Origin of the sequence: Bacteroides gallinaceum (assembly GCF_030373775.1) — a bacterium.
GTDB lineage: Bacteria > Bacteroidota > Bacteroidia > Bacteroidales > Bacteroidaceae > Phocaeicola > Phocaeicola excrementipullorum.
The window spans coordinates 1-22,641 of record NZ_JAUDEN010000016.1; the positions used below are offsets into that span (position 1 = coordinate 1).

Annotated in this window: 24 protein-coding genes; 4 read left to right on the forward strand and 20 right to left on the reverse strand. The window is 48.8% G+C overall.

The features are described from left to right. Positions 1-46: 46 nt before the first annotated feature. Complete coding sequence (locus tag QUW60_RS09740; protein WP_434736865.1) at positions 47-871, reverse strand: metallophosphoesterase; 825 nt, start codon at positions 869-871, stop codon at positions 47-49. Between the two features lie 399 nt (positions 872-1,270). Between QUW60_RS09740 and QUW60_RS09745 the strand changes: the two genes are divergently transcribed. Continuing rightward, positions 1,271-2,161, forward strand: a complete 891-nt coding sequence (locus QUW60_RS09745) for a 1,4-dihydroxy-2-naphthoate polyprenyltransferase (protein ID WP_258337102.1) — start codon at positions 1,271-1,273, stop codon at positions 2,159-2,161. 2 nt (positions 2,162-2,163) lie between these two features. Then, positions 2,164-2,646 carry a GNAT family N-acetyltransferase gene (locus QUW60_RS09750; RefSeq protein WP_289560154.1) on the forward strand — a complete coding sequence of 161 codons (483 nt, stop codon included), beginning with the start codon at positions 2,164-2,166 and terminating at the stop codon, positions 2,644-2,646. Positions 2,647-2,664: 18 nt separating this feature from the next. On the opposite strand, the gene QUW60_RS09755 is transcribed toward QUW60_RS09750, so the two are convergent. The 13 genes from QUW60_RS09755 to QUW60_RS09815 form a co-directional block, all read right to left on the reverse strand. After that, positions 2,665-3,996, reverse strand: coding sequence for a nucleobase:cation symporter-2 family protein (locus QUW60_RS09755; protein WP_258337104.1), 1,332 nt, complete (start codon positions 3,994-3,996; stop codon positions 2,665-2,667). A gap of 4 nt (positions 3,997-4,000) precedes the next feature. After that, positions 4,001-4,570, reverse strand: coding sequence for a xanthine phosphoribosyltransferase (xpt, locus tag QUW60_RS09760; RefSeq protein ID WP_289560156.1), 570 nt, complete (start codon positions 4,568-4,570; stop codon positions 4,001-4,003). A 187-nt stretch (positions 4,571-4,757) separates the two neighbouring features. Continuing rightward, positions 4,758-5,393 carry a DedA family protein gene (locus QUW60_RS09765; RefSeq protein ID WP_258337106.1) on the reverse strand — a complete coding sequence of 212 codons (636 nt, stop codon included), beginning with the start codon at positions 5,391-5,393 and terminating at the stop codon, positions 4,758-4,760. A 121-nt stretch (positions 5,394-5,514) separates the two neighbouring features. Beyond that, a complete protein-coding gene (locus tag QUW60_RS09770; protein ID WP_289560158.1) occupies positions 5,515-6,996 on the reverse strand; it encodes a tetratricopeptide repeat protein in 1,482 nt (493 codons plus the stop codon). 21 nt (positions 6,997-7,017) lie between these two features. After that, entirely contained in the window at positions 7,018-7,956 is a 939-nt protein-coding gene (locus tag QUW60_RS09775; RefSeq protein WP_289560160.1) for a PstS family phosphate ABC transporter substrate-binding protein, read from the reverse strand. A gap of 21 nt (positions 7,957-7,977) precedes the next feature. Beyond that, positions 7,978-8,793, reverse strand: coding sequence for an energy transducer TonB (locus QUW60_RS09780; RefSeq protein WP_258337109.1), 816 nt, complete (start codon positions 8,791-8,793; stop codon positions 7,978-7,980). 28 nt (positions 8,794-8,821) lie between these two features. Beyond that, positions 8,822-9,475, reverse strand: a complete 654-nt coding sequence (locus QUW60_RS09785; protein WP_258337110.1) for an ExbD/TolR family protein — start codon at positions 9,473-9,475, stop codon at positions 8,822-8,824. 15 nt (positions 9,476-9,490) lie between these two features. Continuing rightward, positions 9,491-10,096 (reverse strand): ExbD/TolR family protein, encoded by a 606-nt coding sequence (locus tag QUW60_RS09790; protein WP_258337111.1) that lies wholly within the window; start codon positions 10,094-10,096, stop codon positions 9,491-9,493. A 68-nt stretch (positions 10,097-10,164) separates the two neighbouring features. Then, complete coding sequence (locus QUW60_RS09795; RefSeq protein ID WP_258337112.1) at positions 10,165-10,986, reverse strand: MotA/TolQ/ExbB proton channel family protein; 822 nt, start codon at positions 10,984-10,986, stop codon at positions 10,165-10,167. Between the two features lie 19 nt (positions 10,987-11,005). Next, positions 11,006-11,275, reverse strand: a complete 270-nt coding sequence (locus QUW60_RS09800; protein WP_258337113.1) for a hypothetical protein — start codon at positions 11,273-11,275, stop codon at positions 11,006-11,008. A gap of 330 nt (positions 11,276-11,605) precedes the next feature. Then, positions 11,606-12,568 carry a fimbrillin family protein gene (locus QUW60_RS09805; protein WP_289560164.1) on the reverse strand — a complete coding sequence of 321 codons (963 nt, stop codon included), beginning with the start codon at positions 12,566-12,568 and terminating at the stop codon, positions 11,606-11,608. 84 nt (positions 12,569-12,652) lie between these two features. Beyond that, positions 12,653-13,588 carry a ComEA family DNA-binding protein gene (locus tag QUW60_RS09810; protein ID WP_258337115.1) on the reverse strand — a complete coding sequence of 312 codons (936 nt, stop codon included), beginning with the start codon at positions 13,586-13,588 and terminating at the stop codon, positions 12,653-12,655. Next, the gene (locus QUW60_RS09815; protein ID WP_258337237.1) at positions 13,588-14,955 is read right to left on the reverse strand and encodes a sodium-dependent transporter; all 1,368 of its coding nucleotides are present in this window, start codon (positions 14,953-14,955) and stop codon (positions 13,588-13,590) included. Before QUW60_RS09815 ends, QUW60_RS09810 begins: the two co-directional genes overlap by 1 nt. An 89-nt stretch (positions 14,956-15,044) precedes the next feature. Between QUW60_RS09815 and QUW60_RS09820 the strand changes: the two genes are divergently transcribed. Then, the gene (locus QUW60_RS09820) at positions 15,045-15,446 is read left to right on the forward strand and encodes a VanZ family protein (protein WP_289560166.1); all 402 of its coding nucleotides are present in this window, start codon (positions 15,045-15,047) and stop codon (positions 15,444-15,446) included. Between the two features lie 74 nt (positions 15,447-15,520). Here QUW60_RS09820 and QUW60_RS09825 read toward each other — a convergent pair whose 3' ends face one another. The 5 genes from QUW60_RS09825 to QUW60_RS09845 all read right to left on the reverse strand — a co-directional run bounded on the left by QUW60_RS09825 (position 15,521) and on the right by QUW60_RS09845 (position 19,911). Further along, positions 15,521-16,024 carry an RNA polymerase sigma factor gene (locus QUW60_RS09825; RefSeq protein WP_258337117.1) on the reverse strand — a complete coding sequence of 168 codons (504 nt, stop codon included), beginning with the start codon at positions 16,022-16,024 and terminating at the stop codon, positions 15,521-15,523. A gap of 156 nt (positions 16,025-16,180) precedes the next feature. Further along, positions 16,181-16,651: a CYTH domain-containing protein gene (locus QUW60_RS09830; RefSeq protein WP_258337118.1), complete on the reverse strand. Its 471-nt coding sequence runs from the start codon at positions 16,649-16,651 to the stop codon at positions 16,181-16,183. Positions 16,652-16,663: 12 nt separating this feature from the next. Then, entirely contained in the window at positions 16,664-16,813 is a 150-nt protein-coding gene (locus tag QUW60_RS09835; protein WP_258337119.1) for a hypothetical protein, read from the reverse strand. Positions 16,814-16,918: 105 nt separating this feature from the next. Next, on the reverse strand, positions 16,919-18,034 hold the full coding sequence (gene prfB, locus QUW60_RS09840; protein ID WP_258337120.1) for a peptide chain release factor 2: 1,116 nt from the start codon (positions 18,032-18,034) through the stop codon (positions 16,919-16,921). A gap of 62 nt (positions 18,035-18,096) precedes the next feature. After that, on the reverse strand, positions 18,097-19,911 hold the full coding sequence (locus QUW60_RS09845) for an AMP-dependent synthetase/ligase (protein WP_258337121.1): 1,815 nt from the start codon (positions 19,909-19,911) through the stop codon (positions 18,097-18,099). A gap of 258 nt (positions 19,912-20,169) precedes the next feature. On the opposite strand from QUW60_RS09845, the gene QUW60_RS09850 reads away from it, so the two are divergent. Then, entirely contained in the window at positions 20,170-21,234 is a 1,065-nt protein-coding gene (locus QUW60_RS09850; RefSeq protein ID WP_258337122.1) for a M20 family metallo-hydrolase, read from the forward strand. Positions 21,235-21,355: 121 nt separating this feature from the next. Here the strand turns inward: QUW60_RS09850 and QUW60_RS09855 are convergent, their stop codons facing one another. Next, positions 21,356-22,636, reverse strand: coding sequence for a murein hydrolase activator EnvC family protein (locus QUW60_RS09855; RefSeq protein ID WP_258337123.1), 1,281 nt, complete (start codon positions 22,634-22,636; stop codon positions 21,356-21,358). Positions 22,637-22,641: the final 5 nt, after the last annotated feature.

Genomic DNA, 22,641 nt, shown 5'->3' on the forward strand with positions numbered 1-22,641 from the left:
GATCATTAATTTTGCACACTTACTTAAAACAAAGATGTTACATCTTTCATTTCTTATGCAGCACTACCAGCACCACTTCACTCGGAGTGAACAAACGGATATCCTTGCGTGATGTCCCCAGTCCGTTGCTGATGATTATCGGGATGCCCCGACTGTTGTGCTTCATCCCGGTGAGAAAGCGGTTGCCATATTTCGAAAAATGGGCAGGCGTCCATCGCTTGAACAGACTGATCTGACCTCCATGCGTATGCCCGGCCAAGGCTAAATCGGTGTTCGAAACATCTGTATCTTCTACGTAATCGGGTGTGTGGGTCAGCATCACGACAAAGTCCTCTGGCTTGAGCGACAACGTAGGAGAAACCCCGTTCCGCCCCAAATCAAACGGATTGCGGATGCCGCAAAGCAGAATAAATTCCTTCCCCTTCCACAAAGTATCCACTTTATGCTCCAGCAGACACACCCCGGCATGTGCCATCGCCCTGCGTACCAGCGTATCCGACTCTCCCCTTTCATGATTGCCCATTACGGCATACGTCCCGTAACGGGTATGCACACGTGCCAGCGCTGAAAACAGTTCTTCCATATTGCCGCCGTTTCTTCCGCGATAATCCCCTCCCAGCAGCAAGACATCGGCATCAGTTGCCTGCAATGCACGGATAGCTCCACCCAGCCGCCCGGAAGTAAAACGGCTTTCGTAATGAAAATCCGTTGCAAAAGCCATCCGGAATCCGTCGAACGAATCGGGCAGTTGCTCGCTATAAAAGTCATACCGCTGGATACGTCCCACACCTTTATATTTCGAAAGGGAGGCCGTGGCGCACGAAGAAAGGCAGGCAGCCACCAAAAGCAGGAAAAAGAAATTCTTAAACAATCGTTTCATCATCATTTGTCCGTTATCAGCCGAATGCCTGCCAAACTCCGGCCACGCTCCCGGAAGAGCAGTGCCACCTCGCTAAAAAAAATATGCCCTCCTGGAAAATCCGGCAGAGCCTTTCATAAAGTTTATCTTCAGCTTAGAGATGTGTATCTTTAAGCTAAAAATCTGTATCTTCAGACTGAAGATTTATATCTCTAGGCTGGGGATGCAGATTCCTGCAAAAAATCAGTCGTCTTTTCTCCTGGCCCGAGCCTTTTCTTCCCGCCTCTTGAGCGGCAAACAGCAACCATACGCAATTTGTTAAAATACAGGACTAAGGTAGTCCAATTATTTTGAATATGTCCGCAATTGACAAAATTTAGCTAACTTTGCTTCAACAATAAAAGCATACGAATGGAAACAGTTCAGACAAATTCTTTTAAGGCATGGGTGCTGGCCGCACGTCCCAAAACGCTGACGGCTGCAACCATCCCCGTCATGGCAGGATGTGCATTGGCATACATATACGGACATTTCCAAATTCTTCCGGCAACGCTTTGCCTTCTGTTCGCCTTCCTGATGCAGATAGATTCAAACCTTATCAATGACTTGTTCGATTTTTTGAAAGGGAGCGACCGTGAAGACCGTTTGGGACCGGAGCGTGCCTGTGCGCAAGGATGGATTACGATAAAGGCCATGAAAGTGGGAATCGCTGTTACAACCGGACTGGCTGCAATCACGGGCTTATGCCTCTTGTATTTCGGAGGATGGGAAATGATTCCTGTAGGCATCGCCTGCCTCCTGTTTGCATTCCTCTACACCACCGGACCCTATCCGCTCGCCTATCATGGATGGGGCGATGTTTTAGTCTTGGTGTTTTTCGGCTTCGTCCCCGTAGGATGCACATACTATGTAATGGCACACAACTGGAACATGAGCGTGACAATGGCTTCACTGGCCTGCGGACTGGTTATCGACACGCTGCTGATGGTGAACAACTTCCGCGACCGGAAACAGGACGCTGTCAGCGGGAAACGGACGCTTGTAGTACGCTTCGGCGCACGTGCGGGACTGATTCTGTACTTTCTTTTGGGCCTGCTTGCGTGCTGGTGCTGCTTCTATTTCATTCTGCTCGGAAAGCTGTTTGCCGTCGTTCTGCCGCAAATATACCTGCTGCTACATATCCTGACCACTGTAAAGATGGCGAAAATCAATCACGGAAAAGAGCTGAACCGCATTTTGGGAGAAACATCCAGAAACATGTTCATCTTCGGCCTCCTTCTGGCATTGGGATTAATCTTATGACTATGATACGGCAAGTCAGACTTCAGGATGCTGCCCAGATAGCAGCCATCTACAACGGATATGTGAACGAAACAACCGTAACCTTCGAGCTGGATCCGGTAAGCGACACAGACATGCGTGAACGGATCCGCAAGATTGCCGCGCACTACCCTTATCTGGTGTATGAACAAGAAAATCGGATAATCGGATACTGCTATGTCCATGGATGGAAAGAAAAAGCCGCATACAGCCACACGGCAGAAACTACCGTCTATCTGCACCCTTCATTCAAACGCCAGGGCATCGGAAGCGCCCTCATGAAAGCACTGATAGAAGCTTGCGCCAAGCAAGGATACCACACGTTGATTGCCTGCATCACAGAAGGTAACGGTGAAAGCATCGCCCTGCACGAAAAGCTGGGATTCAAACAGGCGTCGCACTTCCACGAAGTAGGATGCAAATTCGGACGCTGGCTTGGAGTTGTTGACTATGAACTGACGCTCTGAGTCCAAAGCAAAAGCCGGTCATTCGTCGATACGAATCAGCAGATTCGCAAGAATGGCTGTAAGTCCGCCCGTCGTAATGCCTGATGAAAAGATGTTACGCACCGTTTCGGGCAATTGTCCCAAGATTTCCGGAACAAGCTCCACGCTCAATCCGAATGCAAAGCTCAAAGCCATGACCAAAGTGGCTTTACGGTCGATCTTCTGTGAAGAAATAATGCGGATTCCGGCCGCAGCCACAGTTCCGAACATCAGCAGCGTAGCTCCTCCCAACACAGGTTCCGGCATTAAAGAGAAAACCAGCCCGACAGCCGGAAACAATCCCAGCAGAATGAGAAAGCCGGCAATAAAGTATCCGACATAGCGGCTTGCAACGCCGGTCAGCTGAATCATGCCGTTGTTTTGCGCAAAAATCGAATTCGGAAAAGAATTGAACATGCCTGCCAGCATCGAATTGAAGCCGTCGGCAAGAATGCCGCCGGACGCACGCTTGACAAACGTTTCTCCTTCGACAGGCTCTCCGGAAATAAGCGAATTGGCGGTTATATCACCGTATGCTTCAATCGCCGTAATCAAATAAACCAGCCCCAGCCCAATGACAGCAGAAAGGTCAAACGAAATGCCATAGCGGAAAGGCATCGGGACATTGAAACCTCCGTAACTCTGGACAGAAGAAAAATCCACCATTCCCAAAACCCATGCAAGCACATATCCCACAACCAGACCGATAACGATTGAACTCATGCGGAGGTAACGGTTGGAACTTCTGTTGAAAAAGATGATGAGCACCAGCACCAGCGCAGCCAGCCCTACATGACGGAAAGAGCCGAAACTGCCGTCTGCCTGAGCCGCAGCACCTCCCCCGCATGCCGTAATCCCCACCCGAATCAGGCTCATCCCAATCAAAGTGACAACTATGCCTGACACCAGAGGAGTAATGACTCTACGCGTATAGCGCAAGACACGGCTGATAAGCATCTCTACAGTTGAAGCAGCTATGCAGGCACCGAAAACGGCACTCAACCCTCCGGTCAATCCCGCCGATATAATCGGTCCGATGAAAGAGAAGCTAGTCCCTTGAATGCATAAAAGCCCGCAGCCAATCGGCCCCAGACGACGGCACTGGATGAACGTGGAAACTCCTGAGGCAAATAATGCCATCGAAACGAGAAATCCGGTCGTTTCCAAATCGAGTTTCAGAGCACCGGCAATGATCAGCGGCGGTGTGATGATTGCCACAAATATAGCCAGCAAATGCTGGAAAGCTGCAAAAAGCGTATCCTTCAAAGGCGGGCGGTCGTTTAACCCATAAATCAGTCCCGCACGCTGCACACCCGACTGCTCTTTTTCCATAAAATCAATCTCTCAAACTGATTTGACAATTGTCCAGACTTTCGATCACGGCCAGCGACTCCACATGAACACCTTGCTCACGCAAGCTGTCGCCTCCGTGCTGGAAAGCCTTCTCAATAAGAAAGCCCATGCCAACAAGTTCTGCTCCCGCCTGACGCACAAGATCGATAACTCCTTTAGCCGCATTTCCGTTAGCCAGAAAGTCATCGATAAACAAAACCTTGTCACCGGGACAAAGATAGTCTTTGCTGACACATACTGTATACGTTGTACCCTTCGTGAAAGAATAGACACTGGTCGTCAGCATATTTTCCATCGTGCTCGGCTTCTTCTTCTTTGCGAAGACTACAGGAAGCTCCAAAAGATATCCCACCATGATAGCAGGCGCAATGCCGCTTGCTTCAATCGTCATCACTTTATTGAAATCGGCACCAGCAAAACGACGTACAAACTCAACTGCCATCGATTTCATCAGTATCGGATCCATCTGATGATTTATAAAGTTATCAACCTTAAGGATACCGCCTTCAAAACACTTCCCGTCCCGCAAAATTCGTTCTTTCAATGCTTTCATATCTCAAACCGAGAAAAAATATAATTTAAGAAAGGGGCAAAGTTACAAGTTTTTTCGCGAAAAGGACAAGCGAAGCAAACAAAAAAAAACGACGGTTGCCGGAAAAGGAAACAAGAATCATCGCGCTCCATACAAAAGAGCGATTCCTGTCCCGGCATACCGCCGCATATGGCTTTAACCGCCGATATCACTTCTTGAGCTTAGCCCGCACCACTTCAAAAATAGCCGGAAGCAAAGAGATGAAGATGATTGCTACAAGCAACAGCTTAAGATTTTTCTGAACAAAAGGCAGATCACCGAAGAAATAGCCTGCATACGTAAAAAGACATACCCAAGCCAAAGCACCAACCACATTATAGATCATGAAATAATAGTAGTGCATTTTCCCCATGCCTGCAACAAAAGGAGCAAAAGTACGGACAATAGGCACGAAGCGGGCCAATATAATGGTTTTCCCTCCATACTTCTTAAAAAACTCATGAGTCTTGTCTAGATGGCTCTTCTTGAAAATCTTTGATTTAGGATTGCTGAACAGCTTCTGACCAAAATAGTGACCGATCATATAGTTGCATGAATCGCCTAAGAATGCAGCGGCAAAAACGATGAGAGTCAATATATGGACATCAAGAGGCATATCGGGCTGGGCACAGATTGCACCACAGACAAAGAGCAAAGAATCACCGGGAAGAAACGGGGTGACAACCAAACCAGTTTCACAAAAGATTATCAGAAAAAGTATCGCATACGTCCAAAGATGATAGTCTTGAACAACAGCAATCATATGCTGGTCTATATGCAGAATAAAATCTATAATTACATCCATGAGAAATAAACGGTTTAGAAAAAAGAGGACGAGAAAAACTCATTTTTCATCGCCCTCATTTTTCAAATAACAGCTTTTGCCGTGTTAAAATTATGAATATGAAATAGAAAAATAAAATTTCTTATTGCAAGGTTTTAATCCAGTCAAGAGCTTGTTTTGCCGTAGCATTTTCCGGATCAATAGCCAAATTCTTGTTCCAGTAAATCTTCGACTGTTCAAAATCCTTTATCTGAATATAATAGTAAGCCAAGTAGCTCTGACATTCAATCAGCAAAGATTTTGAAGCATTCGGATTTGCTTCCAGAATAGACAGAGCCTTTTCGTAGTACGGCTTGGCCAGTCCTTGAGTCGTTTCCGGGTCAAGCATCGCATTGGTACGTGCACGCCAGAAGTAACCCAGGTAATTGTCGGGAACACGCTCGGACACCTGAGCAAATATCGTATCCGCCTCAAACAGATAAGCCTTCTTCTGGATCGTATCTACAGCAGCAATTACCTGATCAGTCTTTGAAGAATCAACCGATGCAACCATAGAACCGGCAGCCATATAGTTCAAACGTCCCAGCAAGAACAAATCCGTAACTTCTTCTTTTCCTTTCAATCCGTCCAGATAAACCATGAACCAACGGATAGCTTCAGGATAATTCTGTACCTTTTCATTTGCTTCAGAAGCTTCTTTTGCTATTTCCGGATGTTCTTTATCCTTGTCTGCCTTCATGGCCTTGTCAAATTCAGCCATAGCAAGGTCATTGTCGCCATGAGCCACATACAGGCGGGCACGATACAAGAAGTCGAGATATACGTAGTCAGGATTGTTCGGATCCTCAAAGAATTTGTCGGCTGCGGCCAATCCTTCATCATACGATTTAAGTTCACTCAAATTATACATTCTAAGACGCTTCAGCAAATGGCTGTTCGGGTCAACTTCTATACCCTTGTTGGCCATGTCAAGCGACTGATCGTAATTCTTGTTCAAATAAAGCAGCATGGCATAGCGTCCATAGTCAGACTTTTCGGGTTGTCCCTTCTGCATGAACTCATCGTAAGCCTGCTTAGCCTGGCTGTAATTCCCCATCTGGTAGTATGCGACAGCCAGTTCGCGATCTACGTTAATTTCTTCAGGATGCTTAGCTTTCAGCTCCAGCAATTTGTCCACCGACAACTGCGGATTAACGCCTATATATGCACGCGCATATTTGTAATAAGCTTCAAAACAGTCAGCATCAAACAGGATTGCCTGCTCATAATAACCGCAAGCTGTTCCTACATTCTTTTCAGCCAAGGCAACATCACCTGCAAACATGCAAGTAGTAGCAGACTTTGAGTCTACTTTCATTGCACGATCGGCATACTCTTTAGCCTCGGCATTTTTTCCTTCCTTCAAATAAGCATTTCCGATTGCAACGAGCAATGAAATATTTTTCTTGTTTTTTCCTTTTGCCAATTCATCAAAGCTTTCAGCAGCCGCATCAGGATTATTCTTGATGGTTGCAGCAATCTGCTCAACTTGTTTTGACAATTCAGGAGAAAGCGGTTCCTGCGCATACATGGAAACAGAGAACAGGAAACTGCAGCAAAGCACTCCAAAAACTTTATTTTTCATAATCATATTCTACGTAATTAATTAAAATTCATCTTTAACATTTACCAAACGGACCGGTTGGGTTGCCGGAACAAGCCCCGATTTCAGAATGATACGCTGGCCTCTGTCCTTAGTCAGAAAAGTCATCAATCCGGTAGGCAAACCATTTCTCGGGTCATTTACCAGAATAAAGACATCATGCGTCAGCGGATATTGCCTCAAAGCCAAATAAGCCTGATAAGGCTTGAAGCTGTTCGCCACCGTAGCATGTCCAGAATAACTTACAGCCATAACTCTTACAGATTCGTTGAAAGAAAGTCGAGTTGAATCGCTGACATTCCCGATCCAATTGGCACCGATAACTCCCATCGCACCCGGTGTTTTCGACACATAGTCTATCACCTCCTCATTGGATTTCAAAGCAGTCAGCGTAGAAGCCAGTTTCTGACCCTCGCAGATAGAATCGATAGCATAATGGATAAGTCCGGAGTTTGGATTGTCAAATACGACTTGCAGCTTCCCCAACTTAGACTGGGGATACAGTTCTTTCCACTCAGTAATTTTCCCCGTCAGGATATTACGGAATTGTCCCACTGTAAGCAAGGAGTCCGTATTTGCCGGATTTGTTATCAAAGCAATACCGCTGACGGCCATACGGATTGACTCCGGAAAAAATTTGCGTGCATGAAAAGAAGCGAGTTCGTTTTCTGTCAATCTACGGTTGGCGATAACAAGCCGCACACTGTCTTTAAGCAACAGATTGATGGCTTCAACTTCGCTGCAATAGATTGGAGTAACATTAGCTTCGGGGGTCAACGCCCGATAAACCTGAAGTTCCTCTTCCATGATAGGCTTGAACGATTCATCGACAGCTATCTTGATATCTCCCGAATACATTGTTTCTCCGTCTGTCTTTTTCTGTCCTCCGCAAGAAGCGAGCAGCAGAGAAAGAGCACAACACAAAAAGAACACTCTTTTCATACACGCAAACTGAATGATAAATTATTGCAATTTAAACTGAATCGGCAAAGTATAGTAAACCGGCACGTTACGTCCGTTCTGCTTTCCAGGAATCCACTTCGGCAATGTGCTTACCACGCGGATAGCTTCCTTGTCGCAATACGGGTCGAGTGAACGGAGCACGGTGATGTCTTTAACTTCACCTGTAGCTGATACGACGAAGCGCAAGATTACACGTCCCTGAATACCGTTTTCCTGAGCGATTGTCGGATAGCGCAAGTTCTTTGCGATATACTTCAACAGTTCGGCAGGACCACCAGGATACTGGGGCATCTGTTCTACCATCGTATACGGCTTTTCTTCTTCAACCGGTGCCTGAGTAATGACTTCCTGCAAGTCGGCAATATCCTTACCGTTCAATTCATCGTTACCTTTCACATCGGCGATAGAGATCTGAACCTTAGACTCAGTCAATTCATCCTGACTTTTCAGCTCATCATCTTCATTTACTTCCTCATCCTTCTTGATGACAGGAGCAGTAAACTTGATGGTACTCTTCAAAGCAGGAGGAGGAGCAATCTGCTCAACAGGCTTTACCAGCTCTTCCTGTTTTACCTCAGGTTCTTCCAACTGAGAGAGCTGAGTTACTTCAACATTCACTTCCTTCTGTTCCGGAATAGCCATCCGGATCAGGCGCGGAAGATAAAAGCCCACAAGTGCCACAACAAGCACGATAATAACGGCAGCCAACTGACGGCGGCCCAAATCGCGGCGCATCTTGTACGCTCCATAAGCTTTGTTCTTATCTTTGAAAATGAGTTCACACCATTCCAAAGAAGTTAAATCTATTTTTGACATATCTGTTCTTTATTAGGTGTTACACATTTCAACTTACAGCGTTTGCACTCAGCTGTCCCTTAGAAGTATAGTTGTCGATCAAGAACTGGTCACCTTCTGTAATGTCTACAATCACATACTTACCGATACTGCATATTTGCATTTCGTCAAGTGCATCAATCAGGTTTCTGTAAGTAGACTTGTCGGTAGCCTTAATGATGACAGTCGGCGTATTCTTGCCGGCTTTCACATCGGCAACCTGTTCCTTATACTGCTCTTCCGTAATTTCCAGATTAGCCTTCTTCTGCTTCAACTCTTCCACTTTCTTTACAGCGTCATAGTTCTTGCGCAGCAAGATTGCACGCAGTCCGTCAGCAGTATAAGTCGTTTCTTTCAGAGAAGTGTAATCCTTATAGTTCGGCTCGCCTTCGTAATAATAAAGTTTGTTGTCCGCATCAAGCAGCAGCGTAAGAGCCTGTGAAGCCTTCACCTTATTCTGCTGTTCTTCGGTGATGTCCTTATCATTGGAAGGCATACTGATTTCCATTGTTTGAGGCTTGCTCAAAGAGGTACACAACATGAAGAAAGTAATCAGAAGCATGTTCATGTCCACCATCGGCGTAAAGTCCACGCGGACAGCCATTTTCTTCTGCTTAGAACCTTTTCCTTTCTTGCTCCCTCCATTATCTTGTATTTCTGCCATATCTAATCCCTTTCTTTAATTGTCAGACACTTGTTTCAACGAAGTAATCAGATTGTATCTGTTTTCCTTCAAATCCTGGAGGGAATTCATAACAGTCTTGATAACTGAATAAGGAGTATTCTGGTCTGCCTTGATGGCAATACGCAAGTCACGGTTCGTTGCGCGAGCATTGCGGATCCAAACCTTAAACTGATTATCAACACTATCACAAGGAATTCCATAATTCTTCAGCACTTTATCCTGTTCTTCACCGGGAAGCGCGAGGAACTGCTTCATATTCTTCATCGGAACGCCGAATGTCTGGAAGACGGAGAATTTCTTCACCTCTTCCGGAGTAAAGGTCAGGCCATATTCCTTTCCTACGGCTTCCAATGTATTTGCCATATCCTGCTGTTTGTCAAGACTCATGAAAATCTTGCCTTCAGGATCGACAAGAATCGACAAGATGTTCGTTTCCGGAATTTTAATTTCGGAAACTGAGGCCGGAGTTACCACCTGTACTGGCTCTTTCTTGATGAAGTTACCTGTCAACATGAAGAAAGTAAGCAGCAGCACCGTGACGTCACTCATGGCCGTCATGTCGATAAACATCGATTTTTTCTTAATTTGCGCTCTACTCATAATTGACTGATTTAAAAATTAGTTGTTTGTCACCACTGGTCCGTGAGGGAAACCATCCTCCGGAACAATTATTTATGAGTAGCGTTAAATGTCTGTACGATAGAGAAGCCTACTTCGTCAAGGCTGTAAGTCAGTTTATCAATCTTGTTAGTAAAATAGTTGTAAGAGATAACGGCCAAAGCACCAGTCAAGATACCGAATGCAGTGTTGATCAAGGCCTCAGAAATACCTGTTGACAATGCAACTGAGTCAGTACCACCACCAGCAGACAGAGCGGCAAATGAACGGATCATACCGATAACGGTACCGAGCAATCCCATCAAAGTACCCAATGTTGTAATGGTACCGATGATCGGCAAGTTCTGCTGCAACATCGGCAATTCCAATGCAGTAGCTTCTTCCAATGATTTCTGGATAGCCAGCACCTTCTGATCCTTGTCAAGTTCTGAGTTCTGTTCCATTTCACGATAAGTCTGCAGAGTAGCACCTACAACGTTTGCTACAGAACCGCGCTGCTTGTCGCACAATGCCTGAGCGGCTTCCATATCACCTTTAGCCAAAGCGTCCTTGATCTGAGCAACGAATTTAACCAATTTGCCGCGGCCAAAAGCTGCACGGATTGTGAAATAACGTTCAACGCTCAAAGCCAATACAGTCAGCAACAGAGTCTGGATTACCGGAACGACTACACCACCTTTATAGATAGTACCCAGCATGTTGCCCGGCAGCGGATGGTTGTTCGGGTCGTTGTTCATGAAGTTTGAAGGATCGCCCAACACGAACTTGTAAATACACAATGCCACGATAAAGCATGCGATAATCACCAAACCTGCAGCTTCAATACCTTTGAAACCTTGTTTTTGCTTGTTGTTAGTTTTTTTAGTTTCCATAAGATTAATTGTTTATTGTTTAAAAAATTAGTGAATTTCCAACTCTCTCCGGAAAAAGAAAAGGCACAGCAGCCCACAACAAAGATTTTTTAACAAAGGCAAGCACGCCCGACAAGTGAACGACGATGTTTTTCATAGCATTTCTATTCATCTGCACGGTTCTCGCCACACGTTCCCCTTCCTTTCTGCTCGTGTTCCAGCTACCTGCGGGTTGTCCTTTCACCTCTGCCAAGGGAACGACCGCCTTTGAAACAGGCAAAAATAGTATTAGGGTCATCAAAAACTTCATTGTTAAAGCTGTTATTTTTCTATTTCCGCACAAAGAAAAGGCAATTTTACGACATATCAAAATGAAAAGATGTTATTTTGGCTTATCAAACTTGAATATTATTCCAATCGCACAAAAAACGACGTTTTTTCCATTCTTTACGGCATAAAATTACATTTTTACATGCAAAACGCCCAAGCTTTCCACAAAACTAAGAAAACTTGGGCGATAAACAAAACAGAACGACCAAAAATTATCAGAATATTTTCAGCCGCCTTAACAGAAGCCTGTTTAATTTTTCAAATAAGGTAATATCCTATCAGATTAAAAAAAGGAGAATGAACGATAAAATCATTCGGCCGGAGTTTCGGTCAACGGGATATCCGGAATCACTTCCTCATCCCAGCCGGCAATCTCTTGCCCCACCAGTTCAAGGCCTTCTTTTGTCAGCTTAAGTGTATATTTGTTAAAAGTGCCTGACAAAAACTCTTTCCCCAGCTTGTCGGTTGTAGCTGTATAGGATATTCCGTCACGGACATATGCAATCGAAAAGCGAGGGCTTTCGGACAACACCGTGGGGTTGCAGATGATGAACAGCGAATATCCTGTTTCATCAGGAATCTCTACCGGCTCTTCATAATCGAAAGACAACTCGTCAACCGAAGGAGAACTTGCCGGCTGAACGCCGTCATCAACCGAAGAAGAGGCGAACTTATACCGCATGCGGCTAAAGAGCCCGGTCCCTCTCAATGTTGCCCCGCTGATACGGACATCCTCTCCGGACAAATCCTTTTTGATCGTCACCGACAACAGGGTGCAAACATGCCTGAAAGCATGATTGCCCACAAAAGAAACCGCGCCGGAATTGGAGGAATAACTGCTCGTGCAGCGAGCCGCCAGAAAATCATAAGCGCCGATACCTGCCGCATCCCCTTTCTGCGCACTCAAATCCGGCATAGGCACAGACTCGCGGCTCTCAGTGTCTTCCGCATAAGGATAATAAGCGCAGAATTCAAATTCATCCACCTTATTTTCCCACATCAAAGGAACCTCAGAGTTCCAGCCATCACCAGACAAAGTCCATTTCACCTGGTTTTCGTCTTCCGGCATGAAGAATCCGATGGCATCCCCTTCCGAGAAAGACGTTGAAGCATCCTCCGCATCAAATACGGTACGCGACAGGCCGGGAACAGAAACCGATGCCCGAAGCTTGATGGCCGCTTCCACATTATTCACTTCCTGCGCAAGTTCATTCTGGCGGCATCCGGCCACCAGGGGCAACAAGCACACCCCCATTAACAAGATTTTATTCATAGTAATATTGCTTTAAGCGGGAAACATTTCCCTTACAATATCAAAAATGAAAAAATCCGTTTATGTCCACCGTTACACCCGAAATTAATCGAAAGAAAAATAAGGACTTAAGCGAGAAATGTCAGCCTCTTCAAACTCCCGGAACATGGATATCTGGGAAATCCCGTCCAGCCGACCTCGCTTGCGGCGATATTCCAGGATGGCCTTGGCTTTATAAAAATCCATATAAGGATGATTGCGCAGACGGTCAATGCCGTCACGGTTAACCCGCAATTTGCGATAAGGACCGCCGTCAAGACGAAACCATCGGTTCAGTTCCCGGCCCACATGGGGAATCTCCTGCAACTGCCCGATGTTGCTGAATCCGCCCAGCCGTTCACGATAGGACACGATCATCCTTGCCAGCCCGGAGCCTATCCCGGGAATCCGCACCAATTGGGAAGTATCAGCCTCATTCAGCGAAACCAAAGTGCCTTCCGGATATTTTGCAGGATACATGGGGCGGACATCGGCCGTATCTTTCCCTCCATACCGCGAAAGGACAGAATCCGAATCCGAATGCGGCACATAGGCCGGGCCGATAACGACATAAGGCTTGAGTTTCTGAAACAGCGTATCTTCCATCCCATAAATCCGCGACAAAGATTCCGCGGTGCGGAAAACACCCCCGCTTGCACGGTAACGCAGAATATTCCGCGCAACAAAAGCAGACAGGCCCAAGCTGCGCAAAGAGGCCGAATCTGCGGTATTCGGATCAAACGGCCTCAACACAACAGGGGTACGCACCTCTTCGGGCTTGCTATACGAACGTTTACCCACGCCCTTCTTCACCTGTTTACGCTCCTGCAAAGAGGACATAAAAGAATCCAGTTCCGCATCACCGGAAGAAAAAGATTCTGAAGAAGGAGTGCCTGCCCAGCGGAAAGCAAACAGAAAAGAAAAGACAACCGCAAGTATCAGAAGCAGAACAACAATAGCCCTGCGCTCCGACTTCGTGTAATAGAAAAAGTCCTTCCACATCAGCCCAGCCAGCCCAGTTCGTTAACAAAAATCAGCAGGATTCCAACCGGAGCCACAAACCGCAGGATGAACCGATAAACCGGATAATAAGGAGCGCGCAAAGTTCCGTAGTTGGTGACTTCTCCCTTGACAATGTCCTTACGGATAATCCAGCCCACAAAGAGAGCCGCAAACATACCCCCTACCGGAAGCATTATCTTGGCGGTCAGAAAGTCAAGAGCGTCAAACATGTTCAGCCCGCAAATTCTGAAAGCGCTCCACTCGCCCAAAGCAAGCGATGACACGACGCCTACAAGCATCGCCCCCGAAGTAACCAGCACCGCGGCACGGCTGCGGGTAAAACGAAACTTCTCATGCAGAAAAGCCGTAGAAACCTCATGCAACGAGATTGTAGACGTAATTGCCGCGAGAGCCAGCAGCACATAAAAGGCAGCCGAACATACCGCAGCAAGCAAAGGAACTCCTGCAAACGCCTGCTGGAAAACGTTTGGCAGGGTAATGAATATCAGCGAAGGGCCCGCATCCGGCTGGATACCTACCGAAAAGGCCGCCGGAAAAATAATCAGACCGGAAAGCACGGCTACAAACGTATCGATCAGACCGACACTCATGGCCGTCTGCCCGAGATTGGTCTTTTTCCCGAAATAAGAAGCATAAGTCGACAAGCATCCCATGCCAAGGCTCAAAGAGAAGAACGCCTGCCCCATGGCTCCAAGGAACACATCCGGAGTCACTTTACTGAAATCAGGCTTCAACAGAAATTCAAGCCCCTTTTCCGATCCGGGCAAGGAAATGGAACAGGCGGCCAACAAGACAATAAGAATAAAAAGCAGAGGCATCATGATTTTCGAAGACTTTTCGATGCCGTCCTTCACCCCCTTCACCACAACCCAATGGGTTATGAACAGGATAACGAACAGCCAAAGCAACGGACGGAAAGGATGCTGGGAGAAGTCTTGGAACATGACCACATAATCTTCGGAACTTTTACCGGCAAATCCTCCGGCCAAAGCTTGCCAGATATATTCGAGCGTCCAGCCTGCAACCACAGAATAATAGCCAAGAATCAGGAAACCAGTCAGCACGCCCAGATAGCCTACCCATTTCCAGAGTGTTCCGGGGGCAAGGGCATCGTAAGCCCCTCCTGTGCACGCCTTCGACCGGCGTCCGATGGTAAATTCCGCTATCATGATGGGGAGGCCGAAAATAAAGACACAGCCCAGATAGACGAGGATAAAGGCTGCACCTCCATGATTGCCAGTTTCATACGGGAAACGCCATACATTTCCCAACCCCACAGCTGAACCTGCCGCGGCCAAAATCGCACCGATACGGCTTCCAAAATTTACTCGTTCGCTCATAAGAATGCCCTTTTAATTACAATTAGAATAAAAAACGAGGGCAAATGTACAAAAAATATCGTATTTTTGCCACATAAACAAAAATTTTGATTCAAATGTATTACCTTCGGTCTTATCCTCTTTCTCTGCTTACGGCAGCAGCTATCTGCTACCTGTCGTTTTTCACACCTCCACAGACAGACATGGACGGAATCCCCAACATCGACAAGATTGTCCATATCTGCATGTACGGGGGACTGTCCACCTTGCTATGGATCGAATACCTGTTCCGGCACCCCTCCATCCGCCGGGGGCGCGCAACCGCCGGATGCATTGTTCTCCCTGTCCTTATGAGCGGAACAATTGAAATACTTCAGGCCACCTGTACGGAAAACAGAAGCGGCGACTGGCTGGACTTTGCCGCCAACTGCACGGGAGTCGCCCTGGCTTCCCTGCTGGCATACTATCTGTGGAGGCCGCTCTCCCGGAAACACTTCAGCAAGAAAGGGAAAGCATAAGGCAAAACGCTGCGGAGGCGCACAGAGAAAAGAATCAAACTCTGCACGCCTCCGCCACACGGACAAACTGAAAGTCACTTGAAGTCCTTCAGTTCTTCCCTAAGCTTTCTTCTCGTAAAATGAATGCGGCTTTTCACCGTCCCCAAAGGAAGAGCCAGCTTATCGGCGATTTCACGATACTTGAATCCTGCGACATACATGGCAAAAGGCACGCGGAATTCTTTCGGAAGCGCATTCACTACCTTACGTATCTCTTTCGAATCATAAGACGTTTCCATCGAATCATCCGCCAGGTCTACGCTCAGATTCAGAAAATGCAGATTGTCGGTATAGTCCACATAAGTCTGGTCGCGCAAAGCCTTGCGGTAGTTGTTGATGAATATATTGCGCATTATCGTATAAATCCAACCCTTGAAGTTCGTTTCAGCCACATATTTTTCCTGGTTGTCCAATGCCTTGAGCGATGTTTCCTGAAGAAGGTCGTCGGCATCATCCCTGTCTGCCGTAAGTTTATAGGCAAAGTGACGTAGTTCTGTCTGCATGCTCAGCAAATTCTGAGCGAAAGTAGCTGTTTTCATAAATCTGTCCTTTTAGAATTAATATCCCATCTCGTTTTGTCCATGCAATGTTAACCTAAAAGAACAAATACGGACACCTGAAATCTGGCAATCCATGGGGTAAAAACTATCAATTGTACGTTTTTACCCCTTTAATTGACAGGAAACAGGGTATTGTCACCAGTTTTTATAAGGATTGGCCATCAGCGAAGAATTGTAATATTTCCTCTCTCCAGTCACTTCTTTCCCCAAAAAGGAAGGCTTTCCGAAGGCTTCATCCTCCGAGCGCAGCTCGACCTCCGCAACTACAAGCCCCTCATTGTCCCCGTGAAATTCGTCCACCTCGAAAACATGTGTCCCGCACTCTACAAGATAGCGCACCTTGTCGATCACGCCGGGAAGGCACAGCATCATCAGCTCTTCCGCTTCCGGAAGCGGGAGTTCCCTCTCCCATTCGTAGCGGCTGGTTCCCGACGGGTTTGAAGGGCCCTTGACGGTAAGGAAGCCCTTGCCGTCACGGATGCGCACACGCACCGTACGCCCGCGCTCAGCGCAAATATATCCCTGACGGATAACATAGCTTCTAAAGGCTGAGTGCCGGTACGACTTGTCTTTCACCAAAAATTTGCGTTCTATTTCCTGAGCCATACCTGTACGGAATCACGAAGCGAGGGCAAACCCTACAATCATCAGCAGCGCAAGCAACAGCAGTGCAAAACATATCAGTTTGAACAAACGGTTTGCACGCTCTTCTTCACGCTTTTCAAAATTCTGCCTTTTGGCTATCCGGTCTGCATTATTCTTTCCCATAGTTTCTGTTTTTTAGATTTTATCGTTACCAAAAATACGACATATATTGGAAAAGCGCAAAAAACGGGGAACGTTTTTTCATGCGCACAAAAAGAAAGGAGGTTTTCACACCTCCTTGTCTGCAAATTCCATCAGATACGCCTTGATGAATCCGTCGATTTTTCCGTCCATCACTCCGTTCACATCCGAAGTCTGGTAGTTTGTGCGGTGGTCCTTAACCCGGCGGTCATCAAACACGTAGCTCCTTATCTGGGAACCCCATTCAATCTTTTTCTTTCCGGCCTCGACTTTCGCCTGCTCCTCCATTCTGTGCTTCAGTTCCTTGTCATACAGGATAGAGCGCAACTGGCGCATGGCGTTCTCCTTGTTCTTCGGCTGGTCGCGCGTTTCGGTATTCTCAATCAGAATCTCCTCTTCTTCGCCGGTATAGGGGTCTTTGTACTGGTAGCGCAGGCGCACGCCCGACTCTACCTTGTTTACATTCTGACCTCCGGCACCTCCGCTCCGGAAAGTATCCCACGACAAGCGCGCAGGTTCTATCGTGACTTCAATCGAATCGTCCACCAGCGGAGTGACAAACACGGAAGCGAACGAAGTCATGCGCTTTCCCTGCGCATTATAAGGCGACACACGCACCAGGCGGTGCACCCCGTTCTCTCCTTTCAGGTATCCGTAGGCATAGGCTCCTTCGATATTCATGGTCACCGACTTGATTCCGGCCTCATCGCCTTCCTGAAGGTTAGCCACCGAAAGCTTGTAACCGTTCGCCTCGGCCCAGCGCATATACATGCGCATCAGCATCGAAGCCCAGTCCTGGCTTTCCGTTCCTCCGGCTCCCGAGTTGATTTTCAGCACACAGTCCATCTGGTCGGCTTCAGAGCGCAGCATGTTCTTCAGCTCAAGCTCTTCGATGGCGCTGACCGCCTTCGCATAGGCGTCGTCCACCTCCGCTTCGCTCACCAGTTCGTCTTTATAAAAATCGTATGCAAGCTGGAGCTCGTCGGCAAGAGTTTTCACATCCTGATACCCTGCAATCCACTGCTGCAAGCCTTTCACCTTCTTCATCTGAGCCTCGGCCGCTTTCTGGTCGTCCCAGAATCCGGGAGCCTGCGTGCGAAGCTGTTCCTCTTCTACCTGAATCTTTTTCTCTTCAATGCCCAAGTAGCGGTATAAAGCATCCGTACGCTCTTTTACATCTTTCAGCTGATCTATGGTAATCATATCTTTCTAAACGTTATTGTTGTCCGGGCGCAAAGTTACGAAAAAAAACTCATACCATCTGTTCATTCGGGCACATCCTCATACATTTTGTCGATGAGTTCCTTATAATTCTGCGCTACAACCGACCGCTTCAGCTTCAGCGTATTGGTAAGCTCGCCTCTCTCCATGCTGAACGGTTCGGGGAGCAGGGTGAAACGCTTCACCTGCTCATAATGGGCGAACTCCTGCTGGAGCGTATCGATCCGCATCCGGAAGAGAGCGGTTATCTCGGGTCTGGCGAGCAGGTCCTTGCGGCCGGCATAAGGAATGCGGTGGTCGCGCGCATACTTCTCCACCTGAGCGTAATCGGGCACGATGAGTGCCGACACAAACTTGCGCTCGTCGGCGATAATCGTTATCTGGTCGATATACCTGTCCACCACCAGCTTGGTTTCAATCGCCTGAGGAGCTATGTATTTCCCGTTCGACGTTTTGAACAGGTCCTTGATCCGTTCGGTAAGATACAGGAATCCGTCTTTGACGTATCCCGCATCTCCGGTCTTGAACCATCCGTCTTCGGTAAAAGCCTCGCGCGTTTTCGCTTCTTTCTTGTAGTATCCCTGGGTGATGGTCCCTCCCCTCAGCTGGATTTCGCTGTTCTCGCCTATACGCAGCTCCACGCCCGGAATGACTCGCCCCACGCTGCCCAGGCGGAAATCACCCTTCCAGTCGCACGAAACGGTGGCCGTGCTTTCCGTCAGCCCGTATCCGGTTATCATGTTGATTCCTACAGAATGGACAAACTCCTCCACCTCATAGGGTATCGCGGCTCCCGCCACAGGAAAGAAGTTTCCGTTTTCGATGCCGACCGTCTTTTTCAGCAGGCTGAAAACCGTCTTCTCATACAGCTGGTATTTCCAGTGAAGCATGGAGGGAGGCGTTTTTCCGTTCATCAGATAATCTATGTTGTGCTCCTTTCCCACACGGATAGCGTCGAGCATCATCCATTTGGCAGGGCCGTGCGTTTCGTTTATCTTCTCCTGCACTCCCGCATAGACCTTCTCCCAAAAGCGGGGCACGCTGCACATGGCCGTGGGGCGGATTTCGCGCATCGTCTTCTGCACGTCCTGCGGACGGAGGTTGATGCAGAGCGTACACCCGCAATCGAGGCTGAAGTACGACCAGGCACGCTCGAAAATATGGGTGAACGGCAGGAAATTCAGCACCACGTCGTCCTCTCCGAGGTCAGTCAGCCGGGCATGGTTTGCCTTGAAAGCGGCTTCATAGTTTGAATGCCGCAGAATCACTCCCTTCGAATCGCCCGTCGTGCCCGAAGTATAGAGGATGCTTGCCAGATCCTCGGGAGAGGAACTGTCCGAACGGCGGTCCACCTCCATGCGGTAAGGCTTGTAGAGGCCGTTCTTCATAAACTCAGAGAAATAGACGGAATTCGTGTCGCCGGGAGATTTTTTCACGTCCGGATCGAATATGACGATCTGCTTCAGCGACTTGCACAGCGCCTGCACCCGGCAGGCCACGTCGTACTGATACTGTTCTCCCACAAACAGATACCGTATGCCGGCATCCTCCACGATGTAGTGCACCTGCGCTTCCGAACTCGTGGCATAAAGCGGGACTGTAACCACACGGTCACGGAAAGCTCCGAAATCAACGTAAAGGCATTCCGGCATGTTCTGCGAAAATACGCCTACGTTCTCCTGCTCCTCCACGCCGAGCCCCACCAGCGCGTTTGCCACAACCTCCACCAGGTCTGAAAAATAGTTCCACGTAACCGGCTTCCAGGTTTCCGTCTTGTAGTCGCGGTACCTCAAAGCCACCTTGTCGCCGTATTTTTGCGCCTGTTTTCTGATCAATCGTGACAGATAAGTGTTTGCCATAGCCGTATGCCTTTCTTTACTTCCGTTAATGATGCAAATATAATATTTATTCCTGAAACCTGCAATCGCCCGAAACGTTTTTGCTGAACCGCACTCCGCCGGGCAACGGGATCCGAAGCCCACGGCATGGCCTGAAAGGACGCCAGCTTTCGCGCAAAACAGACCAGCGGCCGGTCTCCAAAACGGAAGGCGGTATTTTGAAGAACCGATTTTTTTGATTACCTTTGCCTTTGGCAAACAAAAAGCAAACATACACACATGACAGACATAGCATACTACACCTCGGAGGCCCTCACGCTGCTTCACGCGCTCATCGGCATACCCTCCATCAGCCGCGAAGAAGATGCTGCGGCCGACTTCCTGCAAAACTATATCGAAGAAAGCGGAATCATGACCGGACGTTCGGGGAACAACATCTGGTGCATAAGCCCGAATTTCGACACAGGCAAGCCAACCGTCCTGCTGAACTCGCACATCGACACGGTAAAGCCCGTGAGCGGATGGCGCAAGCAGCCTTTCACCCCCAAGACGGAGAACGGGAAGCTCTACGGACTGGGAAGCAACGACGCGGGAGGAAGCCTGGCCGCGCTGTTCCAGGCATACCGCTATCTGACAACCACGGAACAGAGCTACAACCTGATATTCCTCGCCTCGTGCGAAGAAGAGGTGTCGGGCAAGAACGGAATCGAGAGCGTGCTTCCCCAGCTCCCGCCGATTGCGCTGGGAGTGGTGGGCGAACCCACCGAGATGAATCCCGCCATTGCGGAAAAGGGACTGATGGTGCTTGACATCACCGCACACGGACGCTCGGGACATGCCGCCCGCGAAGAGGGCGAAAACGCCATCTACAAGATTCTTCCGGACATCGAATGGCTGCGCTCCTACCAGTTTCCGGAGGTTTCGCCCCTGCTGGGACCGGTAAAGATGAGCGTCACCCAAATCAATGCCGGAACGCAGCACAACGTGATTCCCGACGTATGCAGCGCCGTGGTCGACATCCGCACCAACGAATGCTATTCAAACCAGGAGGTGTTTGAGGAGGTATGCCGGCACATTTCCTGCGAGGCGAAAGCGCGCTCGTTCCGCCTCAACTCGTCGAGCATCCCTGCCGGCCATCCCTTCGTGAAACGCGCCGCAGAACTGGGGAAGACCCCGTTCGGCTCTCCTACCCTGTCCGACCAGGCGCTCATGCCCTTCCCTTCGGTCAAGATAGGCCCGGGCAAGTCATCCCGCTCGCACACCGCCGACGAATACATCATGGTGGGCGAAGTGGAAGAGGCCGTAGACCTCTACATCCGCCTGCTCGACGGACTGAGAATCTGAAAAAGATGTCGGCACAAGTCCGGAGGCCTGACGGCACAAGTCCGGAAACCTGACGGGCAAGAATCCTGCCCGGAAAGCTTCGGGCCTGAATCCCGGATGCAGCCGGACAAACGGAAGAGCATCAGCGCGCAATCCAAAGTTCGGGATTCAGCTTGGCGGTTTCCTTGCGAAGCTGGAAATGAAGCACGGTATTGCCGTCGGCATCGGTGTTCACCTCGCCCAGGATGTCTTTCGTCTTTACGAGGCTTCCCTTCTTCACGCGGACGGACGAAAGGTTGCAATAGACCGAGATGTAGCTTCCGTGGCGCACGAGCACGTTGGTGAGCCCGTTGTACTGGAACACCGCCGACACTTCTCCGTCGAATATGGCACGCGCGCTTGCTCCCGGCTTGCCCTTGATGTCTATGCCCTTGTTGTCGAGGCGCACGTTGCGCAAGCCTTTCACCTCGTATTTCCCGTAGTGTCCTACCACCGCATAAGGTCCCGTTATCGGCACCGGAAGAATGCCTTTGTTGCGCTCAAACACGCCCGAGAGGCGCCGGTCTTCCGAGTCCGTCCTGTAGGCCTCCATTTTGCCCGCCTTTCCGGGCGCGGCCTCCTCTTTGGGTGCATCCGCCTTCTTTCCGGCTTCCGCCGCCTTTCTCCGCGCTTCTTCCCGGGCGCGCGCCCTTGCCTTCTCCACCTCAATCTCGATCAGGCGGTCGATTTCCGCATTCAGCCTGTCGGCCGAGCGGCGCTTCTTCGAGAGTTCCGCCTGGATGCTCCTTTGCTTCTTCTGCAAGGCCTGGAGCAGTTCTTTGCGTTCTTTTTCCTGCTCTTCCAGCCTGAGCTTTTCCGCCTCTCCCTGCTTTGCCAGCTCTTCCTTGGCCTTCCGGCTCGCCACAAGCGTGTTCCGCTTGTCGGCCACCTGCTTCTGCTTGCGCTGCACCTGCATTCCCTGCAGGCGCTGGTAGTCGGCATACTCGCGCACATAGCGCAGCCTGCGGTACATCTGACTCAGGTTGTCGGCCGAGAAAACAAACATCAGCTTTTCCTGAACCGACTTGTTCTTATACATGTAGCGCACAGACTGCTCGTACTTAAGGCGCTTTTCGGCCAGTTCCTTCTGCAAGCGGGCCAGCTCCGCCCTCAGACGGCCTATCTCCAGCTGGATCGCCCTGATGTCTGCCTCGATAGCCTGCACGTATCTTTTCCGCTCTTCAATCTGCCCGGAGAGCAAGGCCAGATTGTCGAGCTGGCTCTTCACGTCTTTTCTGGCCGACTTCAGCAAGGTTTCCGACTCGGAGATCTGCCGGCGCAGTTCATTGCGCTGCTCTTCAAGCTGACGGATTTTCCTCGTAGTCTGCGCTCCGGCACCCGACACACAGAAGCAAACCAGCAATATGAGCCAAAGACGTTTCATATCCG